Origin of the sequence: Sphingobium sp. D43FB, from assembly GCF_002312805.1 — a bacterium.
Lineage (GTDB): Bacteria > Pseudomonadota > Alphaproteobacteria > Sphingomonadales > Sphingomonadaceae > Sphingobium.
This window is the reverse complement of record NZ_NMUA01000014.1, coordinates 108518-128974: the sequence shown is the minus strand read 5'-3', so window position 1 is coordinate 128974 and position 20457 is coordinate 108518. Positions and strand designations below refer to the sequence as shown.

Annotated in this window: 17 protein-coding genes; 8 read left to right on the top strand and 9 right to left on the bottom strand. The window is 63.9% G+C overall.

Translation table 11 applies throughout. The annotated features are described in order from the left end of the window. Window positions 1–333 precede the first annotated feature (333 nt). Window positions 334–861, top strand: a complete 528-nt coding sequence (locus SxD43FB_RS13675) for an SUKH-4 family immunity protein (protein WP_096062646.1) — start codon at window positions 334–336, stop codon at window positions 859–861. Between the two features lie 426 nt (window positions 862–1287). Here the strand turns inward: SxD43FB_RS13675 and SxD43FB_RS13670 are convergent, their stop codons facing one another. The 9 genes from SxD43FB_RS13670 to SxD43FB_RS13630 all read right to left on the bottom strand — a co-directional run bounded on the left by SxD43FB_RS13670 (window position 1288) and on the right by SxD43FB_RS13630 (window position 11211). After that, window positions 1288–1971: a Fe2+-dependent dioxygenase gene (locus tag SxD43FB_RS13670; protein ID WP_096062645.1), complete on the bottom strand. Its 684-nt coding sequence runs from the start codon at window positions 1969–1971 to the stop codon at window positions 1288–1290. A 14-nt stretch (window positions 1972–1985) separates the two neighbouring features. Beyond that, window positions 1986–2747, bottom strand: coding sequence for a TonB family protein (locus SxD43FB_RS13665; protein WP_096062644.1), 762 nt, complete (start codon window positions 2745–2747; stop codon window positions 1986–1988). A 170-nt stretch (window positions 2748–2917) separates the two neighbouring features. Further along, entirely contained in the window at window positions 2918–5218 is a 2301-nt protein-coding gene (locus SxD43FB_RS13660; protein ID WP_096062643.1) for a TonB-dependent siderophore receptor, read from the bottom strand. Between the two features lie 70 nt (window positions 5219–5288). After that, the gene (locus tag SxD43FB_RS13655) at window positions 5289–5573 is read right to left on the bottom strand and encodes a ribbon-helix-helix domain-containing protein (RefSeq protein WP_096062642.1); all 285 of its coding nucleotides are present in this window, start codon (window positions 5571–5573) and stop codon (window positions 5289–5291) included. After that, entirely contained in the window at window positions 5573–6295 is a 723-nt protein-coding gene (gene phbB, locus SxD43FB_RS13650; protein ID WP_069065083.1) for an acetoacetyl-CoA reductase, read from the bottom strand. The genes SxD43FB_RS13655 and phbB overlap by 1 nt, the downstream gene beginning before the upstream one ends. 19 nt (window positions 6296–6314) lie before the next feature. Next, window positions 6315–7325, bottom strand: coding sequence for a ferrochelatase (gene hemH / locus SxD43FB_RS13645; RefSeq protein WP_096062641.1), 1011 nt, complete (start codon window positions 7323–7325; stop codon window positions 6315–6317). Beyond that, a complete protein-coding gene (locus SxD43FB_RS13640; protein WP_096062640.1) occupies window positions 7322–9589 on the bottom strand; it encodes a molybdopterin cofactor-binding domain-containing protein in 2268 nt (755 codons plus the stop codon). Before SxD43FB_RS13640 ends, hemH begins: the two co-directional genes overlap by 4 nt. Window positions 9590–9628: 39 nt before the next feature. Next, window positions 9629–10063, bottom strand: coding sequence for a CoA-binding protein (locus tag SxD43FB_RS13635; RefSeq protein ID WP_096062639.1), 435 nt, complete (start codon window positions 10061–10063; stop codon window positions 9629–9631). Between the two features lie 182 nt (window positions 10064–10245). After that, a complete protein-coding gene (locus tag SxD43FB_RS13630; protein WP_096062638.1) occupies window positions 10246–11211 on the bottom strand; it encodes an Mrp/NBP35 family ATP-binding protein in 966 nt (321 codons plus the stop codon). A gap of 74 nt (window positions 11212–11285) precedes the next feature. Here SxD43FB_RS13630 and hflK point away from each other — a divergent pair, with 74 nt between their 5' ends. The 7 genes from hflK (at window position 11286) to SxD43FB_RS13595 (ending at window position 20397) form a co-directional block, all read left to right on the top strand. Next, window positions 11286–12425, top strand: a complete 1140-nt coding sequence (gene hflK, locus SxD43FB_RS13625; RefSeq protein WP_176482774.1) for an FtsH protease activity modulator HflK — start codon at window positions 11286–11288, stop codon at window positions 12423–12425. Beyond that, complete coding sequence (locus SxD43FB_RS13620; RefSeq protein WP_096062636.1) at window positions 12425–13273, top strand: protease modulator HflC; 849 nt, start codon at window positions 12425–12427, stop codon at window positions 13271–13273. The genes hflK and SxD43FB_RS13620 overlap by 1 nt, the downstream gene beginning before the upstream one ends. A gap of 136 nt (window positions 13274–13409) precedes the next feature. After that, window positions 13410–14909, top strand: a complete 1500-nt coding sequence (locus tag SxD43FB_RS13615; RefSeq protein ID WP_096062635.1) for a Do family serine endopeptidase — start codon at window positions 13410–13412, stop codon at window positions 14907–14909. 94 nt (window positions 14910–15003) lie between these two features. Beyond that, window positions 15004–16602: a helicase HerA-like domain-containing protein gene (locus SxD43FB_RS13610; RefSeq protein ID WP_096062634.1), complete on the top strand. Its 1599-nt coding sequence runs from the start codon at window positions 15004–15006 to the stop codon at window positions 16600–16602. 217 nt (window positions 16603–16819) lie between these two features. Beyond that, the gene (locus SxD43FB_RS13605) at window positions 16820–18124 is read left to right on the top strand and encodes an MFS transporter (RefSeq protein ID WP_096062633.1); all 1305 of its coding nucleotides are present in this window, start codon (window positions 16820–16822) and stop codon (window positions 18122–18124) included. Beyond that, window positions 18121–19050, top strand: coding sequence for a cysteine synthase A (gene cysK, locus SxD43FB_RS13600; protein ID WP_069065095.1), 930 nt, complete (start codon window positions 18121–18123; stop codon window positions 19048–19050). Before SxD43FB_RS13605 ends, cysK begins: the two co-directional genes overlap by 4 nt. 51 nt (window positions 19051–19101) lie before the next feature. Then, window positions 19102–20397 (top strand): cell wall hydrolase, encoded by a 1296-nt coding sequence (locus SxD43FB_RS13595; RefSeq protein WP_096062632.1) that lies wholly within the window; start codon window positions 19102–19104, stop codon window positions 20395–20397. Window positions 20398–20457 lie beyond the last annotated feature (60 nt).

Below are 20457 nucleotides of genomic sequence, written 5' to 3'. Positions count from 1 at the left end.
GGCTTCGCGAAGCCGGGCAATCGAACATCGCTCCTCAATCGATAACTGGCTGTATTTCGACATGGCAGCACCTGTGTGAGGTGTTGCACTTCGTTTGTGAACTCACAGGGGTCCATGAGCCTCACCCTGTCAATGACGTCGCACCCCTGAGCTAATGGATGCCGGGTCAAGCCCGGCATGACGGAAAGGGGTGGTTAGGGGACAGTCAACTTTTGGGGAGTTGATTGCCGAAAGCTGACGTTGCGCGGAAAAAATCATTCGGCAATAATCGGGCCAATTGCGGCCATTGGCATCTTACTCCAAGCTGTCCACCTTGGGTCAGAAGGCAACACCATGGACGCGACGACGTTTCAAGTTGAGTGGCAATCGGAGAACGACGTTTTGCGGCACTTCCCGCAGGAAATCATTGCAGTGGCACCGATACCCGACAGCGCAAGGAAGTTTCTGTTCGAAGCTGGATTGCCATGGGAGGCTGCTCCCTATTTGTCATTTGGTCCGATCAGTCTTGAATGGCTTCAGCCGGACCGCGTCGCCGGGTATTATGGCATTGGATCGGACGGTAGCGGAAATCCGCTCGTGATAGCTGGGGATGGCGTGGTGTGGATGCTTGACCACGAAGCGGATCGCCGAACTTTTGTGAACTCATCTGTAGAAAAGTTGGCTGATTGCTTGCTGGCCTACCGGACCCTTGTTTCCGAAACTATTGCGACGGGTGGCGATGACGCCTTCCTTGATGGTTTTGTGCCGAGAGACGTCAGAGAGGTTTTTGCACGTTCAGCCCAGAGCGCGGATCCTCCGTCATTAGAAGTGGGGACTTTTTGGCAAGGTGAACTTTCAAGCTTGGCTGACAGTGATAGCTAGATCGGGGGCACGTCCGCTCTCCACCCATTGCGCCATTCAGCCTTCGACTTGTCATCTGAATGAGTGGCCGGTTTTAGCGGTGCGGATCATGTGACGGAGTGCCCGTGATTGGTCGTTCCTTGCCATTCCTCCTTCGTCAGCCAAAACCGCGCCCACTTCCAATGTAGGATTTTCTCTGGTCTATCCTGATGGATGACGCCCGCGGCCCCTTACACTTCTGTCCATGACCGCCCCCCAGACACGTCGCATCACCGGCGCGTAGATGACGCATATGTGGCGCGTCACTGTCGCGTCGATGATATGCAGGCGGCACGTCCCGCGCACTTCGGCGGTACGATTGGCGCAAATCGCTGTGCAATGGCCCAACGACGGTGTGAACTTCGCGCTGTGACCCACATGGCGCGTGCTGCGCGCCAGAAACGCCCCTCAGGCGTCGGCCCAACGGCGCAGCAGGTTGTGATAGACGCCTGTCAGCCGGATCACTTCGTCATGATCCTGCCCCAGCGCGGCGGCGACGCCCTGCACGCTGCGGTCGAGGTCGAACAGCATCTGCCGTGCCGCATCGTCGCGGATCATCGATTGCAGCCAGAAGAAGCTCGCCACCCGCCGCCCCCGCGTCACCGGCTCGACCCGGTGCAACGAGGAGGAGGGATAAAGCACCGCATGGCCCGCAGGCAGCTTCACCTGCTGCACCCCGAACTGCGTCTCGATCGTCAATTCACCGCCATCATAGGCGTCGGGCGCCTCAAGAAACACGGTCATCGACAGGTCGGATCGCACGCGAAAGCCCGTTCCCGCCTGAATCCGCACAGCATTGTCGACATGCACGCCAAAGGCCTGCCCGCCCGCATAGCTGTTGAACAAGGGCGGAAAAATCTTGAGCGGCAGGGCGGCGGCGATGAACAGCGACGACCGGCCGAGCGCGTCGAGGATGGCCTGCCCCGCTTGCTGCGCGGCGGGCGAGTCTTCGGGCAATTGCAGGTTGCGCTTGGCGAGTGCCGATTGGTGACCCGACGTCACATTGCCATCGACCCAGTCCGCCGGATCAATGAGCGCCCGGATGGCGGCAATGCCTGCCGCATCGAGCAGGTCGGGAATGGCGATCAGCATGAGAGAAAAATCCGTTACGCGGCGTCGGACCGCAGGATGAAGGGGATTTCGACGACGCCGCGCACCCGCACCGGCTGCCCGTCGCGGATCATCGGCTTCCAGCGCCAGCCCTTCACCGCATCCCGCGCGGCAGCATCAAGCCGGGCAAAGCCGCTGCTCTGGCTGACGGCGACCGTCTCGACCGCCCCATCCAGGCCCAGCACCAGCGTCAGCAGTACCGTGCCCTGCTCCCGCTTGCGACGGCTCTCAATCGGATAGCGCGGTGGTTTGCCCGCCACCATTTGCGCACTTAGGTCACCGCCCTGGACGATGCTGGGCGGCGCAGGCGGCGCGGCGATCGGCGCGACCGGGCCGGGCGTCACCGCCATGGTGGGCGCGGCCACCGAGACCGGTGCCGGTTCGGGCGTTGTCTGAACCGTCGGCACAGGCGCGGGAGTCCGCACGATCGGCGGCGGCGCGACCACTTGCGGCGCGGAAGGTGGCGGGGGCGGCGATTCCGCAGCGGGTGGCGGCGGTGGCGGAGAGAGGTTCACCACCGTCAATTTCGCTTCCTGCGCCCGCAACACATGACTGCGCATCTGGATCAGTGCAGCGATCAGAAGGATATGGACAAAGAGAATGGCAAGGATGGCTGCGATATTCGGACGCGACCGCGCGCCATATCGGCCCGGTGCGACGGCGGCCGTCGATGGCGCAATGGCTGCAACCCACGACGCGCCCGGCGGGTCGGACATGACGATATCGTCGTCGATCGGCCGAATTGCGGCATGCAACATGACAGCGCCTCCCTTCCCGTCCTTGGTTCGCGTGTCGATACCGCAAAGCCTAATGCGAATCAATTGCGGCTTAGCGCGATGCAGTGGCGGGCGGACAGCGAACCGAGGAGGTTGGAGTGATCGCTGCCCGCCCTGCCCCGGCCGGGACGTGCCGGGGTATGGGGATGGGCTTACAGCTTGTAACCCAGCGTCAGCACCCACGACCGCCCTTCGCCGGGATTAGCCCAGCCGTTGTTGCGGACGCTGGTATAATATTTTTCGTTGGTGAAATTCTGGACGTTGAGCTGGGCGCTGAACTTTTCCGTGATCGGATAAGAGAGCATCGCCCGATGCACGAGATAATCATCGGCCTTGTACATCGGCGCGCCGGACACGTTGCTCAGATACCAGCTGCCCTGATAGGTCAGGCCATAACCAAGTTCGAGACCGAAGGGCAGCGTATAGGTGGTGAACAGGCTGCCCGAATGTTTGGGCGTGTTCAGCATCGGGTTGCCAGCCTGGGTATCGACCTCGCCCTGCGATTTCCGATAATCGGAAATGCTCTGGATCACCTTGCTATCCAGATAGGTGTAGTTGGCAAAGATCGTCCAGGCATCGCTGATGTTGCCCGTTGCCCCCAACGTCACGCCATCCACCCGGTTGCGCCCGTCATTGACCGGCAAGGTGCCGATCAGCGGATCGTTGCTGGCAACGCGATAATTGGTGCGCTCGTTGCGGAACAGCGATGCGGTCAATTGCAACTTGGCATCGAACAGGTCGATCTTGCCGCCAATCTCGTAATTGACCGCCTGTTCCGGCTTCGCTTCGCAAGGGTCATTGTTCAAATTTGCGGCCGTCGCCAGCCCACAGCCCGACCTGACGGTCGTCGCCGTCGGATTCTTGCTGTTGCCATAGGCGACATACAGACTGGCATTCTCCACCGGCTTGTAGACCAGGCCGATGCGGTAGGAGAACAGGTCATCGGTCGCATTTTGCGATACGCCTGTCGTGTAGGCACCGCCCGCCGCCGGGGTGGCGATCGTGTCGGACCGGAAGCGCGCGCGATTATGTTCCCAGCGGACGCCGCCATTAATCTCCAGTTGCTCGACGATCTTGACCGCCCCGAAGGCATAGGCCGCGACGTTGAACAGGTCGCCATCCTGATGCCCCGACCGGATCGCATTGACTGGGCCGGTATAGACGGCATTGGGATTGCTGATGCTGATCGGATCAAGCACCGGATTGGGTGTCGCTCCGCCTGCATTGCGCAGGACATTGCCGTTATCCAGCGCATAATCTTCCTGCAACATCGACGTGCCCAGCACCAGCGAGTGGCCACCCGGAATGGTGAAGCTCAGGTCGAGCTGGTTGTAGAGCGTGTCGTTCACGGAGTTGCGGAACCCGCCGCGTGGACCGCTCGGATAATAGGTGCCGGCGACCTGCCCTGCGCCACAGGCCGCGCCAGTGGGCGTCTGGCCGTTGGCGAGGCAATAAGTGCCCTGCGGCGGATTGACGATCAGATTCTGTTCCACCCGCTGCCAGCGCGACAGGTTCCGCACCGCGAGCAGGTCACTGAAGCGATGGTCGAAGATGGCAGTGGCCTGGTCGATCACCTGGTCCTGGCGATCGATGTTCTTATAGCCATAATAGCCGCTATAGGGAACGCCCGGCAGCGGACCGTCATAGAGCGCGTTCTTGTAATAGGGCACGCCATAAAGCGGCGTATTCTTATCTTCCTGATGCGTATAGAGCAGCGTCAGCGATGTCGGGCCGTCCACGCCGAACTTGACCGAGGGGGCGATACCCCAGCGCTCGTACCGATCCACATCACGGCGCGCGACGTCATTTTCATGATACATGGCGTTGAGGCGCACCGCGACGAAGTCCGACACGCGCACATTGCTGTCGATCGTCGCACGATAATAATCGGACGTGCCGATACCCGCCTGCACCAGCGTCTCGTCATAGCCCTTGGGACGCTTGGTGACGATGTTGATGTTGCCGCCGATCGCACCCGACCCGCCGAATACGGAATTGGCGCCGTTAGTGACTTCGATCTGTTCGATGTTGAAAGGGTCAGTCCGGCTATATTGCGCACTGTCGCGCACACCGTCGATGCTGATGTCGGTGTTGGCGCTCTGTCCGCGCAAGTTGATGCTGTCGCCATAACCACCGCCGCCTTCGCCCGCGCCGAAGGTGATGCCCGGAATGGTGGACAGCACGTCGCGCAGGGTGAGCAGATTCTGCTTCTGGATGGTCTGGTTGCCGATCACGGTGATGGTCTGCGGCGTGTCGAGCAGCGGCCGCACATATTTGGGCGATTCCGCCTTTTCCACCTTCACCGCAGGCTCATCGATGGCCGTGTCCGTAACGGTCACGCCGCCCAACCGAGGAGTGGCGGCCCCATCCTGCGCATGCGCCGTAGTGGCGAAGGCAATCGCGCCTACGCAGGACAACGCCAGAAAGGACGGCGCAGATGCTTTATTCGACATGGATATTGATCCCCCTTATTGCTTGGGGATCAATTATTGCGAACGCTTCGCAGAGTCAACGCTATTGCGACTAATTATTATCTTGGCGGTCAACGCCCGCGAAAAGCCAGCAGCGAATGGCGCTCGCGAGATTGGGGGGCGTGGTCGCAGCCATGCGCATCACGTCGATTTGAGCTATCAAGGCGTTAAGGGGCAGATCGGCGCGTTGGGCGGCAAGCCGCAGCGCGTCCCAGAAAATGGGCTCCAGGCTGATCGCGGTCTGATGGCCGGCGATCGTCACGCTCCGTTTGACCGGAGGGGCAAAGGGCGACCCCATTGGCCCGTTGGGGCCATCAACAGGGTCGCCAATGTCCATCAATACATATGCTGCCCGCCGTTGAGCGACAAGGTCGTGCCAGTCACAAAGCCCGCATCCTCGCTGCACAGGAAGGCGACACCGCGCGCAATTTCGCTCGCCTGGCCCAGGCGACCGACCGGGATCTTGGCGACGATCTTTTCCAGCACGGCAGGGGGCACGGCCGCAACCATGTCGGTGTCGATATAGCCCGGCGCGATGGCATTGACGGTGACACCTGCCTTGGCGCCTTCCTGCGCCAGCGCCTTGGTGAAGCCATGAATGCCCGACTTGGCGGCGGCATAGTTGACCTGGCCATATTGGCCGGCCTGCCCGTTGATCGACCCGATATTGACGATCCGGCCCCAGCCGCGCTCCCGCATGCCGCCAAAGGTCGCCTTGGCCATGTTGAAGCAGCCGCCGAGGTTGATGCGCATGACTTCATTCCAGTCGTCGAAGCTCATCTTGGCCAGCACGCCGTCGCGGGTGATGCCCGCATTATTGACGACGATGTCGATCGGACCAAGCTGCTCGGCCACGGCGGCGCAACCATCGAGACAAGCCTGATGATCACCTACATCCCATTTGAAGGCGGCGATGCCGGTGCGCTCGGTAAAGGCCTTCGCCTTTTCGTCATTGCCGCCATAATTGGCCGCAACGGTATAGCCCATGTCCCGCAACGCCAGGCTGATCGCCTCGCCAATGCCCCGCGTACCGCCGGTCACGATCGCTACTCTCGCCATATGCGCATCCTCTTCCTACTTAGCCGGGCTGGTCGATCCAGCCCGAAAGCTCTCGGCCGATCAGCCTCTGATACAAAGTGATAGCGTCCGATGAAGCATTTAGACAGGGTAAATAGGCGAATTTTTCGCCACCGGCAGACAAAAAGGCCTCTTTTGCCCGCAGCGCGATTTCTTCCAATGTTTCAAGGCAGTCGGCGGAAAATCCGGGCGTTACGACAGCAATATTACGGACACCATCGCGCACCAATCCGGCAAGCGTTGCTTCGGTCTCCGGCTCCAGCCATTTCGCCCGGCCAAAGCGCGACTGGAAACTCATATGGACCGGCAGCGTCAGTGCTTCGCGCAGCAGGCGGACGGTCTTGACTGACTGGCAATGATAGGGGTCCCCCAGATGCAAGGTGCGTTCGGGCATGCCATGGAAGCTGGCGAGCATGGCGTCCGGCGCGAAATCGAGCGCCGCGACATGTGTGTCGATAGAAGTCTTGAGCGCCGCGATATAGGCCGGATCGTCATGGTAAGGCGGCAAGGTGCGGATGGCCGGCTGCCAGCGCATCGCCTTGAGCGCCGCGAAGGCCGCGTCATTGGCCGTTGCCGTGGTCGCCCCGCTATATTGCGGATAGAGCGGCGCGAGCAGGATGCGATCACAGCCCGCTTTCTTCATTGCCGACAGGCGCGAAGCGATCGACGGATTGCCATAGCGCATGGCCCAATCGACGGTGACGCCCGGCCCCATCGCCTGTTGAAGTGCCAGTGCCGTGTCGCGGGTATGGAAGGCGAGCGGCGATCCTTGGTCGGTCCACACCTGTTGATAGGCATGGGCCGATTTTTTGGGCCGGGTGGTCAGGATGATGCCGCGCAGGATCGGCTGCCACAGGATCGGCGGCAGTTCGACCACGCGGCGGTCGGACAGGAATTCGCCGAGATAGCGCCGCACCGATCCGGCGTCGGGCGCATCGGGCGTGCCGAGGTTGATGAGGAGGACGCCGACTTTGGGGGTCGGAATGGCGGGATGGTTGGGGGGCAGGGTCATATCGTGGCCAATAGCGGCAGGTTGCGCAAACGCTGACCTGTCCATGTGTACAATGCATTGGCGATAGCAGGCGCGACCAGCGGCGCGGCGAGATCGCTAACGCCGACGGGGGACGCGGTGCTGCGGATCAGTTCGACCGTCACTTCGCCGATATCGGCGAGGCGTGGCAAATTCATTCGGCCCAGGATCGCGCGGGTCGGCAGGCCGCGTGCATAAGGCACGGACGCCCCCATCGCAAAGGCGAGGCCGTAGATGAGGCCGCCCTCGACCTGCTGCCGGGCAATGTCGGGGTGGACCTGATCACCGACATCGACCGCCGCGATCATGCGGTTGACGCTCAGCCGGTCGCCGCGCATCGATGCTTCGACCATCACCGCCGCATAGCCGCCTTGCATAGCGTGCGCGGCAAGCCCCTGCCCGCTGCCCGCTATGCCGCCCTGCCAGCCGCCCATCGCCGCTGCAGTGGACAGGCAATGGGCGAGGCGCGGATTGCCGCCCAGCATCTGGATACGGAAGGACATCGCCTCCATCCCCGCGAGGTGCGCGAGTTCATCGACGAAACTTTCGGTGAAGAAAGCGCCGTGCAGATGCGCATTGCTCCGCGTGAAACCCAGCGCCAGGCCGACATCGGCGGGATAATGATCCACCGCCCAGTTGGGGATCGCATAGGGCGGTGCCATGCCCGCCACCGCCAGGCGGGATGCCTTATCCGCCGTCTGCGCTGCCGCCGCATGGGGCAACGCGCCATCGGCGATCCGTGCCCAGGTCTGGGTCATGGCGCAGGGGGCAGCGACTTTCGCCAGCCAGCCCTCGATCGCGCCGTTGCGCCCGATCTTCGCGGCCATGCGCGCTTGCGCGGGCGCGCTGGGCCGGTCCTGCACCACGTCCTCCAGCCGCGACCAGAGCAGTTGCACCGGGCGGCCCACATCGCGCGCGATCAGGGCGGCCTGCAAACCGACGTCCCAGTCCATCTTGCGCCCGAAGGAACCGCCAGCGTGCAGCGGATAGAGGGTGACGGCGGTTTCGGAGAAGCCCAGCGCAGCGGCAATGGCGGCGCGGGCCAATCCGGGTGCCTGTGTTGCCATCCAGACTTCCGCGCCCTCCTGTCCCACCCGCGCCGTGGCGCAGAGCGGTTCGAGCGCGAGGTGCAGACCGGCCTCGACCCGATATTCGCTGGCCAAGATGGTCGCGCCCTCGAACACCGGGAGCAGGTCGCCCTGCGCATAGAGGCGACGTCCCGCAGAGCCGGAAAAGGCCGCTTCCAGCGCGGCGTCGATTGCAGCGCTATCGACCGGTTTGCCGCGCAAGGTGAAGACCGGATCGGCGAGGTCCAGCGCCTTGTTCGCCGCCCACCAGTTGGTGGCGACCGCAGCGACCCAGCGTTCGGTGCGGACCAGTTTGAGGAAGCCCGTAACGGCGCTTGCTGATCGCTCGTCCAGCCCGGCGAGGATCGCGTCGCCGATCGGCCCTTGCCGGATCGAGGCATGGACCATGTCGGGCAAACGGATGTCGGCGGCGAAATTATGGCTGCCATCGATCTTCGAGGGGGTGTCGAGCCGGGGGACGTCCTGGCCCGACAAACGGCCGTCCTGCCCCTGGCGCAAAGGCAGGATGGCGGGGAGGTCGAACTGCGTCGCTTCCTCGACCAACTCGCCGATCTTCAGCCGCCGCTCGCTGCCGTCGGAGACCAGGCCATCTACGATGTCGCAGCTTTCCCACGGCACCGACCAGCGCGCTGCCGCCGCCTTGCACAACAGCACCCGCGCCGCCGCACCGGCATCGCGATAGGCGTCATGGAACATAGGAATCGACGTGCCGCCGCCGGTCAGCATCAGGCCGCTGCGCGTCGCATATTGGCCGATCGCCCAATCGCCCGCGTCGCCCAGCAAGTGCGTCCAGTCGCTCGCCAGCCATTCGCGGGCCAGCAACGTATTGGCATAGAGCGGACTGATCGGTGCGCTTTGCACCGCGACCGTGCGCCAGTCTGCGCCCAGTTCATCGGCCAATATCTGCGGCAGGACCGTGGTCACCCCCTGCCCCGTTTCGGTTTGCGGCACGATGACGATCACCTGCCCCGACCGGTCGATCTTGAGGAAGGCGTTGACGATCGTTTCGCCGGGACCGGCATTGAGGTTGGGTTGGTACTCGCGCGGCCAGACGCCCCAGGCGATAAGCAACCCCGCCGCCGCACCGCCGCCGACCAGCAGCGTGCGCCGGTCGATGCCCTTGCTACGGTCAGATATTGTGCGCGAGGGGCGAGCCATGGCCCGACTGATAGGGGCGCGATGGCCGGGTGGAAAGCGTTAATCGGCGCTGACCGGCGCGATGCCCAGACGGGGTATTTCGATTGCCGGGCAACGGTCCATCACGACCTTGAGGCCCGCCGCTTCGGCACGGGCAGCGGCGGCTTCATCCATAACGCCGAGTTGCATCCAGACCGCCTTAGCGCCGGCGGCGATGGCGTCGTCTACGGCCTCTCCGGCGGCTTCGCTGCGCCGGAAAATATCTACCATGTCGATCGGTTCGCCGATGTCGGACAGGCGGCCCCAGACAAATTCGCCATGGACATGTTCGCCCGCAATCTGCGGATTGACCGGCAGGACACGATAGCCATGGTCCTGAAGGACAGCCATGACGCGATAGCTGGCCCGTTCCGGCCGATCGGATATGCCGACCAGCGCGATGGTGCGGGTTTCGGTGAGCAGGGTGGCGATGTCCTGCGGGGCGGTCAGCGGCATGGAAATTCTCCTTATGCAGCTAGGACGAGCCAAGGACCCGGACGTTCCCGATGATGGAGAAGGATCGCTTAACTTCGCACATTTCCCGCTGATTCCGACATAATCTTGCGCGTCCCTGATCCTATCGCAAAGTCATGGCGTGCCGATCGCCAACCATAGCCTGTCGCGCCGCTGTAGGACAGTCACACCGTGCGATCGAGCCACGCCGCCACCTTCTGCGCGATGGCCCGGAAGGCGTCGGCATGGACGCCCTCGCCAGCGGCGGGTGGATCGCCCGCGTCGGACTGGCGGCGGATATCGATGGCGAGCGGAATGCGGCCAAGGAAGGGCATCTCCATCTCGCCTGCCGCCGTCTCCGCGCCGCCGGTGCCGAAGGGATCGGAGATTTCGCCACAATGCGGACAGGCATAGCCCGCCATATTTTCGACAAGGCCAATCATCGGCACGCCCGCCTGCGTGAAAAGGCTGACCGCGCGGGTCGCGTCGATCAGCGCCAGATCCTGGGGCGTCGAGACGATCACCGCGCCGACGGGCTTATGCTTCTGCACCATGGTCAATTGAATGTCGCCGGTGCCCGGCGGCATGTCGACCACCAGCAGGTCGGTCTCGCCCCAATCGGCGTCGATCAGTTGCGACAGGGCATTGCCGACCATCGGCCCGCGCCACGCCAGCGCCTTGCCGGGTTCGACCAGATGCGCCATCGACAGCATCGGGATACCAAGCGTGCCGGTGACCGGGATCATCTTCTTGTCACGAGCCTGGGGTTTCTGATCCTCGCTGCCCATCAATCGCGCCTGTGACGGGCCATAAATGTCGGCATCGACCAAACCGACCCGGTGGCCGAGACGATGTAGCGCGACGGCGAGGTTGGCGGATAGCGTGGATTTGCCGACGCCGCCCTTGCCCGACGCCACGGCGATGATGCGCAACGGTTTGCGTTCCGCCGTCTGGGCGATGCGGACATCGGTGACGCCCGGCACGGTCAGGCCGCCTTCGCGGATTGCGGCAACAAGGCCGTCGCGCCGGTCGGGCGACAGGCCGCCGACATCGAGCGCGAGGGTCATCACCCCGTCCTTGACGCGCGGCGTGCTGGCACGGCCATCGGTCAGAGCGGTCAGGCGGGCGGTAAAATCGGCAATATCGGTCATGACGACGCCCTGTAGGAAATAATCGCTCCTAAGGGCACTGTTTTTCGCGGGCCAGCCTTCCTATAGAAGGTGACATGAAAAGATTATTCGGGTGGATGCCCGGCATCGTGAGCATGGCGCAAGGCCCCTGGGGCGGCAAAAGCGACGGGCCGGAGAGTAATGACGGTTCGGGCGGAAAGGGTGCGGGCGGCGATGGCGGCCCGCGCAATCCGTGGACCCAACCGGGTCGTCCGGTCGGGCAGAAAGGTCCGTCCGCGATCGAGGAAATGTTGCGGCGGGGCCGCGACAGCTTTGGCCAGGGTGGCGGCAATGGCGGCGGCTTCGGCGGCCTGCCCCAGCGTCCCAATGGCAAGGCGCTATGGCCGATCGGGATCGCGATCCTGGTCATCCTCTGGCTCGTTTTGACCAGTTTCCACCGGGTCGGCCCGCAGGAACGCGGCGTCGTCACCTATCTTGGCAGTTACAGCCGCACCCTGACCCCCGGTATCAGCCTGACCCTCCCCGCCCCCTTCGCGGCGGTGACGATTGTGGATGTCGAGGAAATCCGCACGATCGACGTGGGATCGACCACGGCCGAGAATGAAAATCTGGTGCTGACCGGCGACCAGAATATCATCGACCTCGCCTATTCGGTGCGCTGGAATATCCGCAATCCCGAACTGTATCTGTTCCAGCTGTCCAACCCCGACGCCGCCGTGCGCGAAGTTGCCGAGAGCGCGATGCGCGCGGTGCTGGCCAGCGTCAGCCTGGACGATGCGCTGGGCGCTGGTCGTACCGCGATCGAACAGCAGGTCGAGCAGCGGATGCAGGAGATTTTGGACGGCTATCGTTCCGGCATCCGCATTCAGGGTATTGCGATCAAGCAGGCCGATCCGCCAGCCGCGGTCAATGATGCGTTCAAGGCCGTGTCGGCCGCGCAGCAGACCGCGCAGATCTACCTCAACGAAGCGCGCGCCGCCGCCCAGCAGGTGACGGCCAAGGCGCAGGGCGAGGCCGCATCCTTCGACAAGGTGTATGAACAATATCGCCTGGCCCCGGACGTGACCCGCCGCCGCATGTATTATGAAACGATGGAGGGCGTGTTGGCCAATGTCGACAAGACCATCGTCGAAGGGACTAATGTGACACCCTATCTGCCGCTGCCCGAAATCAAGCGACGTGCCGCGCAGGCGGCACCTGCGGCGCCTGCCGTCTCCAGCACGGAGGGTCAGTGATGCCCGCATTCCTGCGCAACCCCGTAGCCCTGGCGCTGTTCGTGCTGGCGCTGCTCATCCTGCTGGGCAGCACCATCGCGATCGTGCCGGAAACCAAGCAGGGCGTGATCGTCCGCTTCGGTGATCCCAAGTCGATCATCAACAGCTATCGCAAGGACGAAACCTTCGGCAACACCGGCGCTGGCATCATCATGCGCTGGCCCTTCGTGGATCAGATCGTATGGATCGACAAGCGCGTGCTGTCGGTCGAAATGGAGCGCCAGCAGGTGCTGTCCACCGACCAGCTGCGCCTGCAGGTGGATGCCTTTGCGCGCTATCGCATTGTTAATCCGCTGCGCATGTATATCGCCGCCGGTAGCGAGGAACGGGTGTCGGAAGCGTTGCGTCCGATCCTGGGTTCGGCGCTGCGCAACGAACTGGGCAAGCGGCCCTTCGCCGCGCTGCTCAGCCCGGAGCGGGGCCAGGTGATGCAGAATATCGAGGCGGGCCTGGATCGCGTCGCGCGCCAATATGGCGCCGAGATCGTCGATGTGCGGATCAAGCGCGCGGACCTGCCCGATGGTACGCCGCTCGACAGCGCTTTCACCCGCATGCGGACGGCGCGCGAGCAGGAAGCCCTGACCATTCGGGCGCAGGGGGCCAAGCAGGCGCAGATCATCCGGGCCGAGGCCGATGCCAATGCCGCGCGCATCTATGCGGCGAGCTATGGCAAAGACCCGTCCTTCTATGATTTCTATCGGGCGATGCAGAGCTATCGCTACACCTTCTCGCCCGACCGGGCGGGGGAGACCAACATCATCCTTTCGCCCAATAATGAGTTCCTGCAGCAGTTTCAGGGGCGGCGTTGAGCCGCGCCCTGTTTCTCTCCCGATCATTACGGAACCAGCGTCATTCAATGAGGGTTAAGGGAAGGCGGCGCATTTTAGGGCTTCGTCAAAGTCCCGCCTTCCAATTCCTTCGCAGTTCATGAGAGGACCGTCACGAGTGCGTTACGCTTATGCCATCACCGGCGCCCTGTTGCTGGGCGGCACCGCCATTGCCGTTACCACCAGTTCGAATGTCGGCGCCCAGACCGCACAGAATGAAGGCCTGACCGCTGCCGCCCCGCAGGGTGCGCCGGCAAGCCTGGCTGACATGGTCGAGAAATTGCAGCCCGCCGTGGTGAATATCTCGACCAAGCAGCGGGTGCAGGTGCAAAATCCCTTTGCGGGCACGCCCTTTGGCCAGTTGTTCGGTCAGGGCGGTGGCCAGCCGCAGACCCGGCAGGCGCAGTCGCTGGGGTCGGGCTTCCTGATTTCGGCAGACGGCTATATCGTCACCAACAACCATGTGGTGTCGGCGGGTGCCGAGGGCGCATCGGTGGATTCGATCACCGTCACGCTGACCAACAAGACGGAATATACCGCCAAGTTGGTAGGCCGCGATCCCGCGACTGATCTCGCCGTGTTGAAGATCGATTCGCCCAAGCCCCTGCCCTTCGTCAAATTCGGCGACAGCACCAAGGCGCGGGTCGGTGACTGGGTCGTCGCGATCGGCAATCCCTTTGCCCTGTCGGGCACCGTGACCGCCGGGATCATTTCGGCCGTGCATCGCAATACCGGTGGCGGATACGAGAAGTTCATCCAGACCGACGCATCGATCAACCAGGGCAATTCCGGTGGCCCGATGTTCGACATGCGCGGCAATGTGATCGGCATCAACAGCCAGATATTGTCACCGTCGGGCGGCAATGTCGGCATCGGCTTTGCTATCCCGTCCGAACAGGCCGCCCCGATCGTGGAAACGCTGCGCAAGGGCGAAACCGTGCGTCGCGGTTATCTGGGCGTGCAGATCAGCCCGCTGGGTGAAGATCTGGCCGAATCGCTTGGCCTCGCCAAGAATCGCGGCGAGTTCGTGCAGGGTGTCGAGCCAGGCAAGGGCGCGGAGAAGGCCGGGATCAAGGCAGGTGACGTGATCGTCAGCGTGGCGGGCCAGGAAGTCAGCCCCGAACAGAATCTCTCCTCCATCGTCGCGTCGCAGCCCATCGGCTCGCGCGTGCCGATCGTGCTGATCCGCAATGGCCAGCGCCAGACGGTCAATGCCGTGGTGGGTGAGCGTCCGAGCGAGGACGAACTGACCAACTTCGCGCCGCAGCAGGATGAGGATTTCAGCCAGCAGCAGCAAAATCCGGGTCAGGCGGCACAGCAATCGCTGGGCATCTCCGCGATTCCCTTGACGCCGGGCATCATCCGCCAGCTGGGCATCGCCGCCGATACGCGCGGCGTCGTCATCACCGGCGTCGATCCGTCGACGGATGCGGGCACCAAGGGTCTGCGTCGTGGCGATGTGATCATCACCGCCAATAATCGTCCGGTGGCGAGCCAGGCGGAACTGGATGCGCAGGTCAAGGCCGTGGCGGGTCAGAATCGCAACGCGATCCTGCTGCAGGTTCTGCGTCGCGGTCAGCCGCCCATCTTCCTGCCAGTGCGCCTGCGCGACAAGTAAGCTGCTTCCGCGCTTGCGGAAGGTGCCAAACTCTGCCTAATTTTCGTCACCCCCGCAGCTGTGGGGGTGACGTTTTTTTTGGGGGCAGCGGCACATGAGCGACGGCATTTTCATCGGGCTGGGCGCGCCGGACAAGGATGGCGGCATGCGCCAGTTGCTCAACCTGCGTCGCGCCAACCGGCATGGGCTGATCGCGGGGGCGACCGGCACCGGCAAGACGGTGACGTTGCAGGGGATTGCCGAGAGTTTTTCGGCGCTGGGCGTGCCGGTGTTTCTGTCCGACGTGAAAGGCGACCTGTCGGGCATTGCCATGGCTGGTTCGCCGACGTTCAAAAATGCCGACAAGCTGGTCGCGCGGGCGGCCGAGATCGGGCTGACCGACTATGGCTATAGCGACAATCCGGCGATCTTCTGGGATCTTTATGGCGAACAGGGCCACCCGGTTCGCACCACCGTCAGCGAGATGGGGCCGCTGCTGCTGGCGCGGTTGATGGGGCTGAACGAGACGCAGGAAGGCGTGCTGACCATCGCTTTCCGCTATGCCGACGAGGAAGGTCTGCTGCTGCTCGACCTTGGCGATTTGCAGGCGATGTTGGCCTATTGCGCGGACAATGCCGGGACGCTGTCGGCGCGCTATGGCAATGTGACCAAGGCCAGCGTCGGCGCGATCCAGCGGCAATTGCTGCAACTGGAAGCGCAGGGCGGCGACCATTTCTTTGGCGAGCCCGCGCTCGACATCAACGACATGCTGCGGGTGGATGAGCAGGGGCGCGGCTATATCAACATATTGGCCGCCGACCGGCTGATGCAGAGCCCGAAACTCTATGCGACTTTCCTGTTGTGGCTGTTGTCCGAACTATTCGAGACGTTGCCGGAGGTGGGCGACCCGGACAAGCCGGTGCTGGTCTTCTTCTTCGACGAGGCGCATCTGCTGTTCGATGATGCGCCCAAGGCGCTGACCGACAAGATCGAGCAAGTGGTGCGGCTGATCCGGTCCAAGGGCGTCGGCGTCTATTTCGTAACCCAGAACCCGATCGACATACCGGAGGAAGTGGCGGGGCAGTTGGGCAATCGGGTGCAGCATGCGCTGCGCGCCTTCACCCCGCGCGACCAGCGGGCGATCCACGCGGCGGCGGAGACGTTCCGCATCAATCCCGACCTGGATGTGGAGACAGCGATCACCGAATTGAAGGTCGGCGAGGCGCTGGTGTCGCTGTTGCAGGAGGATGGATCGCCCGGCATCGTCCAGCGCACGCTGATCGCCCCGCCCCGATCGCGACTTGGCCCGGTGAGCGCGAAGGAGCGCGCGATCATCCAGTCGATTTCGCCGTGCGACGGGAAATATGACGCCGCCGTCGATCGGGAGTCGGCGGAAGAGATATTGGCGGCACGGGGCGAGGCTGCGGCCGCCGCCGCGCTGGCCAGCAAGGCCCAGGCGGAGGCCGACAAGGCCGCCGCCGCGCAGGCCAAGGTCGAGGCGAAACAGCGCGAGGCGGCGGCGCGCGAAGCGGCCAAGCCCTCCACGATCGACAAGGCGGTGCAGTCCGCCGCCCGGTCGGCAGCGTCTTCCGTCGGGCGGCAGGTGGCCAACGAACTGGGCAAGGCCGTGTTCGGGTCCAGCCGACGCAAGGCATCGGGGAGCGGGATAGCCGGTAGATTGATGCGGGGGATATTGGGCGGGCTTTTCAAATAAGGTAGGTTTGCAAAACGCTTACCCCCGCCCCCGTTCGGGCTGAGCCTGTCGAAGCCCTGTCCTTCTTCTCAAGAAGTGCAGCCCTTCGACAAGCTCAGGGCGAACGGTAATTGGAGAGACGCGGCAAAGCCATGGCATGGTGTGGCCAAGAAAAGTTGCGCCGTTTGCTTGCCTCCATCGTTGCCTGGTCGCAAGGACAGAGGCTAAAGCGCCGTCCATGACCGCCCCTTCCCCGCCTCGGCATCCGCTGCATTTTCCCAATTTCCGGGCTTATCTCGTCGGGCGGTGCGCGGCGGTGTTAGCGCAATATGGCATGATGATCGTGCTGGGCTGGCAGGCCTATAATATCGCGCGGGAGACGATGACGACGTCAGGCGCGGCGGCGCAGCTGGGGTTGATCGGGCTGGCGCAGTTTCTGCCGCTCTTCTTTCTGACGCCGATTACGGGCTGGGTTGCGGACCATTATGATCGGCGGATGATTTCGCGCACGACGCTGGCGGCGCTGACGCTGGCGGCGGGGCTGCTGGCCTTTGCCACCTATGAGGACTGGGTCAGCCTGCCGCTGATCTTTGGCATTGCCGTGGTCGTGGGGATTGCGCGCGCCTTCAATGGCCCGGCCTATGGCGCGCTCGCGCCCAATCTGGTGCCGCCCGCCGTGCTGCCCAATGCCATCGCCATATCGGCGGTGGGGTGGCAGGCTGGGTCGATCGTGGGACCGGCGCTGGGTGGCTATGCCTATGCAGCGACGCCCTGGGGTGCCTATGCACTGGCCGCCCTGCTCTATGCCGTGGCGTTCGGGGCGATGATGCTGATCGGCCCAGTGCCGCAGCCGCCGCGCGACCGGACCCGTCACCCGATCCGCCAGATGATCGACGGGCTGCATTATGTGCGGACCAATCGCCTGGTGCTGGCGACGATCACGCTGGATCTGTTCGCGGTGCTGCTGGCGGGCGCGACCGCGTTGTTGCCGGTCTATGCGCGTGACATATTGCAGGTCGGGTCGACGGGTCTTGGCCATCTGGCCGCTGCGCCCGGTATTGGCGCGGGGCTGGTGGCGCTGTGGTTTTCGATCCGGCCGATGAAGCGCGAGGTCGGCCTCAAGATGCTGGCCGCCGTCATGATATTCGGCCTGGCCACCATCGTCTTTGGCTGCACCGCCTTCCTGCCGCGCAGCATTGCGATGGAGGTCGGGCTTGGCGCGCTGGTGGTGCTGGGCGCGGCCGACATGGTGTCGGTGTTCGTGCGCCAGTCGCTGGTCCAGCTCCATACCCCCGATGCGATGCGCGGCCGGGTGTCGAGCCTGTCGCAGCTGACCATATCGGCATCGAACGAACTGGGCGAGGCGGAATCCGGTTTTCTCGCCGCGCTGGTCGGGCCGGTTGTCGCTGTCATTGGCGGGGGCATTGGTGCTATCGTCATCACCCTGTTCTGGGCGCGGCTCTTTCCCGAATTGCGCCTTGCACGCACCTTCGACCCACCCGACATAAGGGCGGCGGACCATAGCCAGGAGAAGGCCCCATGAAAGTCACCTCGATACTCGAAACCATCGGTCACACGCCGCATATCCGCATGGCGCGCCTGTTTGGCGATGCGCCCGAAGGCAGCGAAGTGTGGATCAAGTCGGAACGGTCCAATCCCGGCGGGTCGATCAAGGACCGGATCGCGCTGGCCATGATCGAAGCGGCCGAAGCGTCGGGCGAGTTGCAGCCGGGCGGCACGATCATCGAGCCGACATCGGGCAATACTGGCGTCGGCCTCGCCATGGTGGCGGCGGTCAAGGGCTATAAGCTGGTGCTGGTCATGCCCGAAAGCATGTCGATCGAGCGGCGGCGGCTGATGCTGGCCTATGGTGCGAGCTTCGACCTGACCCCGCGCGAAAAGGGCATGAAGGGTGCGATCGAGCGCGCGCTGGAGCTGGTGGCGCAGACGCCCAATAGCTGGATGCCGCAGCAGTTCGAGAACCCCGCCAATATTGCGGTGCATGCCCGCACCACGGCGCAGGAAATATTGGCCGATTTCGCCGAGACGCCGATCGATGCGTTGATCACCGGGGTTGGCACCGGCGGGCATATCACCGGCACGGCGGAGGTGTTGAAGGCGGTCTGGCCCGGCATCAAAATCTATGCGGTCGAGCCGACGCTGTCGCATGTCATCAGTGGCGGCCAGCCGGGACCGCATCCGATCCAGGGCATTGGTGCGGGCTTCATTCCGGCCAATTTGCATACCCAGTTGCTCGACGGGGTGATCCAGGTCGATCCCGCCGACGCCAAGGACTATGCCCGGCGCGCGGCGCGCGAGGAAGGGATGCTGGTCGGCATTTCTTCAGGCGCGACGTTGGCGGCGATCGCGCAGAAATTGCCGGACCTGCCCGCAGGCAGCCGGGTACTGGGCTTCAACTATGATACCGGCGAGCGCTATTTGTCGGTGCCCGATTTCCTGCCGGAATAAGCGGTCGTTACGACACTCGTGAAGAAGAGCGATACGCCTCACCCTTTGGCGATGGTCTTCTGGGCGCTGATGTTCGTCGGCCTGCCCATGCTCGTGGCTGGCTGGGACAGTCGGCAGAGCGTGCGGGCTGTTCCATCAGGCTATGCGGCGGAGGCGGAAGGGCGCGCGGTGCGGCCGCCCAGCCCGCCGCCACCAGTCGAGCCGGTGGCGGTCTATGCGCTGGATGCCGACCGGGCGCGGGCGGTGAATGCCGCCATTCCCTTTTCGCGCCTCGCCAATCCCCCGGCGCGGCCTTTCCTGTTTTCGGGGTCGGAGACGGATCTGGCGCGGGCGGTCGATTGTCTGGCGGCGGCGGAACTCTATGAGGCGGGCGACGATGCCGTTGGCGAGCAGGCGGTGGCGCAGGTGGTGCTGAACCGTGCGCGCCATCCTGCCTTTCCCAAGACGGTGTGCGGCGTGGTGTTTCAGGGGCAGGAACGGCGGACCGGGTGCCAGTTCACCTTCTCCTGCGACGGGGCGCTGACGCGGACGCCGTCGCAGGCGGCGTGGGAACGGGCGCGGGCGATTGCGCGGGCAGCGCTGGCGGGGCGGGTGTTCGCGCCGGTCGGGCATGCGACCCATTATCATACCAATTGGGTGGTGCCCTATTGGAGCGGGAGCCTCGACAAGATCGGGGCGGTCGGCACGCATCTCTTCTTCCGCTGGCGCGGCTGGTGGGGCACGCCGCCTGCTTTTCGCCGAGGGAGCGCGGGCGGCGAGCCGCTGATCGGGCGGATCGCCAAATTGTCGCTGGCGCATCAGGGGGGCGGGGATGTGCTGCCTGACGGAAGTGTTGCGCCGGTCGAGGGGATTGCCGCCAGTGCGCTGGCGGCCCAGCCGAAGCAGGCGATCGGCGAGGCGATGCTGGGGCGGACGATTGCCGGCGTGCGGCTGGCGGTGCTGGGGCCGGATGGCACCAGCTTCCTGGTCGAATTGCCGCGCAGTGGCGCGCCCGACCAATGGCCGGAGCTTGCCAAGACCTTTTGCGCGGGGCGGCCCGAATGCCGGATCATGGCGTGGCGGGCGGGCGCTGCCCCGGCCAGGATACCGCTGAGCGACGGGCAGTTGGAATCGATGAGCTTTGCCTATATCCACAATAGTGCGAGCGGGTTGCAGCGGGCGCTGTGGAACTGTGCGCAGACACCGCGCAGCAGCAAGGCGGAATGTATGCGCCAGCGGGTGCCGACCGCCGCCCCTGTCCCGTCGCCTGACGCCGCGCTGGCCGGGGTGCGGCGCAAGGAGCGGTTCGAGACGGTTAAGATCGCGCCGGTGGAGTCAGCGAACAGTATAGCGACCCGGACAAACTAAACGCATAGTGGCATAGCGAAGTTCGTTCGTTATGATATGCTGTTACATGTTGATGTGGGG

Excerpts from the sequence above, each read along its gene's own strand:
- SxD43FB_RS13675 (WP_096062646.1), top strand. The coding sequence starts at position 334 with ATGGACGCGACGACGTTTCAAGTTGAGTGGCAATCGGAGAACGACGTT.
- SxD43FB_RS13655 (WP_096062642.1), bottom strand. The coding sequence starts at position 5,573 with ATGGACATTGGCGACCCTGTTGATGGCCCCAACGGGCCAATGGGGTCG.
- SxD43FB_RS13670 (WP_096062645.1), bottom strand. The coding sequence starts at position 1,971 with ATGCTGATCGCCATTCCCGACCTGCTCGATGCGGCAGGCATTGCCGCC.
- SxD43FB_RS13610 (WP_096062634.1), top strand. The coding sequence starts at position 15,004 with ATGAGCGACGGCATTTTCATCGGGCTGGGCGCGCCGGACAAGGATGGC.
- hemH (WP_096062641.1), bottom strand. The coding sequence starts at position 7,325 with ATGACCCTGCCCCCCAACCATCCCGCCATTCCGACCCCCAAAGTCGGC.
- SxD43FB_RS13620 (WP_096062636.1), top strand. The coding sequence starts at position 12,425 with ATGCCCGCATTCCTGCGCAACCCCGTAGCCCTGGCGCTGTTCGTGCTG.
- SxD43FB_RS13635 (WP_096062639.1), bottom strand. The coding sequence starts at position 10,063 with ATGCCGCTGACCGCCCCGCAGGACATCGCCACCCTGCTCACCGAAACC.
- SxD43FB_RS13595 (WP_096062632.1), top strand. The coding sequence starts at position 19,102 with ATGGTCTTCTGGGCGCTGATGTTCGTCGGCCTGCCCATGCTCGTGGCT.
- SxD43FB_RS13630 (WP_096062638.1), bottom strand. The coding sequence starts at position 11,211 with ATGACCGATATTGCCGATTTTACCGCCCGCCTGACCGCTCTGACCGAT.
- SxD43FB_RS13605 (WP_096062633.1), top strand. The coding sequence starts at position 16,820 with ATGACCGCCCCTTCCCCGCCTCGGCATCCGCTGCATTTTCCCAATTTC.
- phbB (WP_069065083.1), bottom strand. The coding sequence starts at position 6,295 with ATGGCGAGAGTAGCGATCGTGACCGGCGGTACGCGGGGCATTGGCGAG.
- SxD43FB_RS13665 (WP_096062644.1), bottom strand. The coding sequence starts at position 2,747 with ATGTTGCATGCCGCAATTCGGCCGATCGACGACGATATCGTCATGTCC.
- hflK (WP_176482774.1), top strand. The coding sequence starts at position 11,286 with ATGAAAAGATTATTCGGGTGGATGCCCGGCATCGTGAGCATGGCGCAA.
- SxD43FB_RS13640 (WP_096062640.1), bottom strand. The coding sequence starts at position 9,589 with ATGGCTCGCCCCTCGCGCACAATATCTGACCGTAGCAAGGGCATCGAC.
- cysK (WP_069065095.1), top strand. The coding sequence starts at position 18,121 with ATGAAAGTCACCTCGATACTCGAAACCATCGGTCACACGCCGCATATC.
- SxD43FB_RS13660 (WP_096062643.1), bottom strand. The coding sequence starts at position 5,218 with ATGTCGAATAAAGCATCTGCGCCGTCCTTTCTGGCGTTGTCCTGCGTA.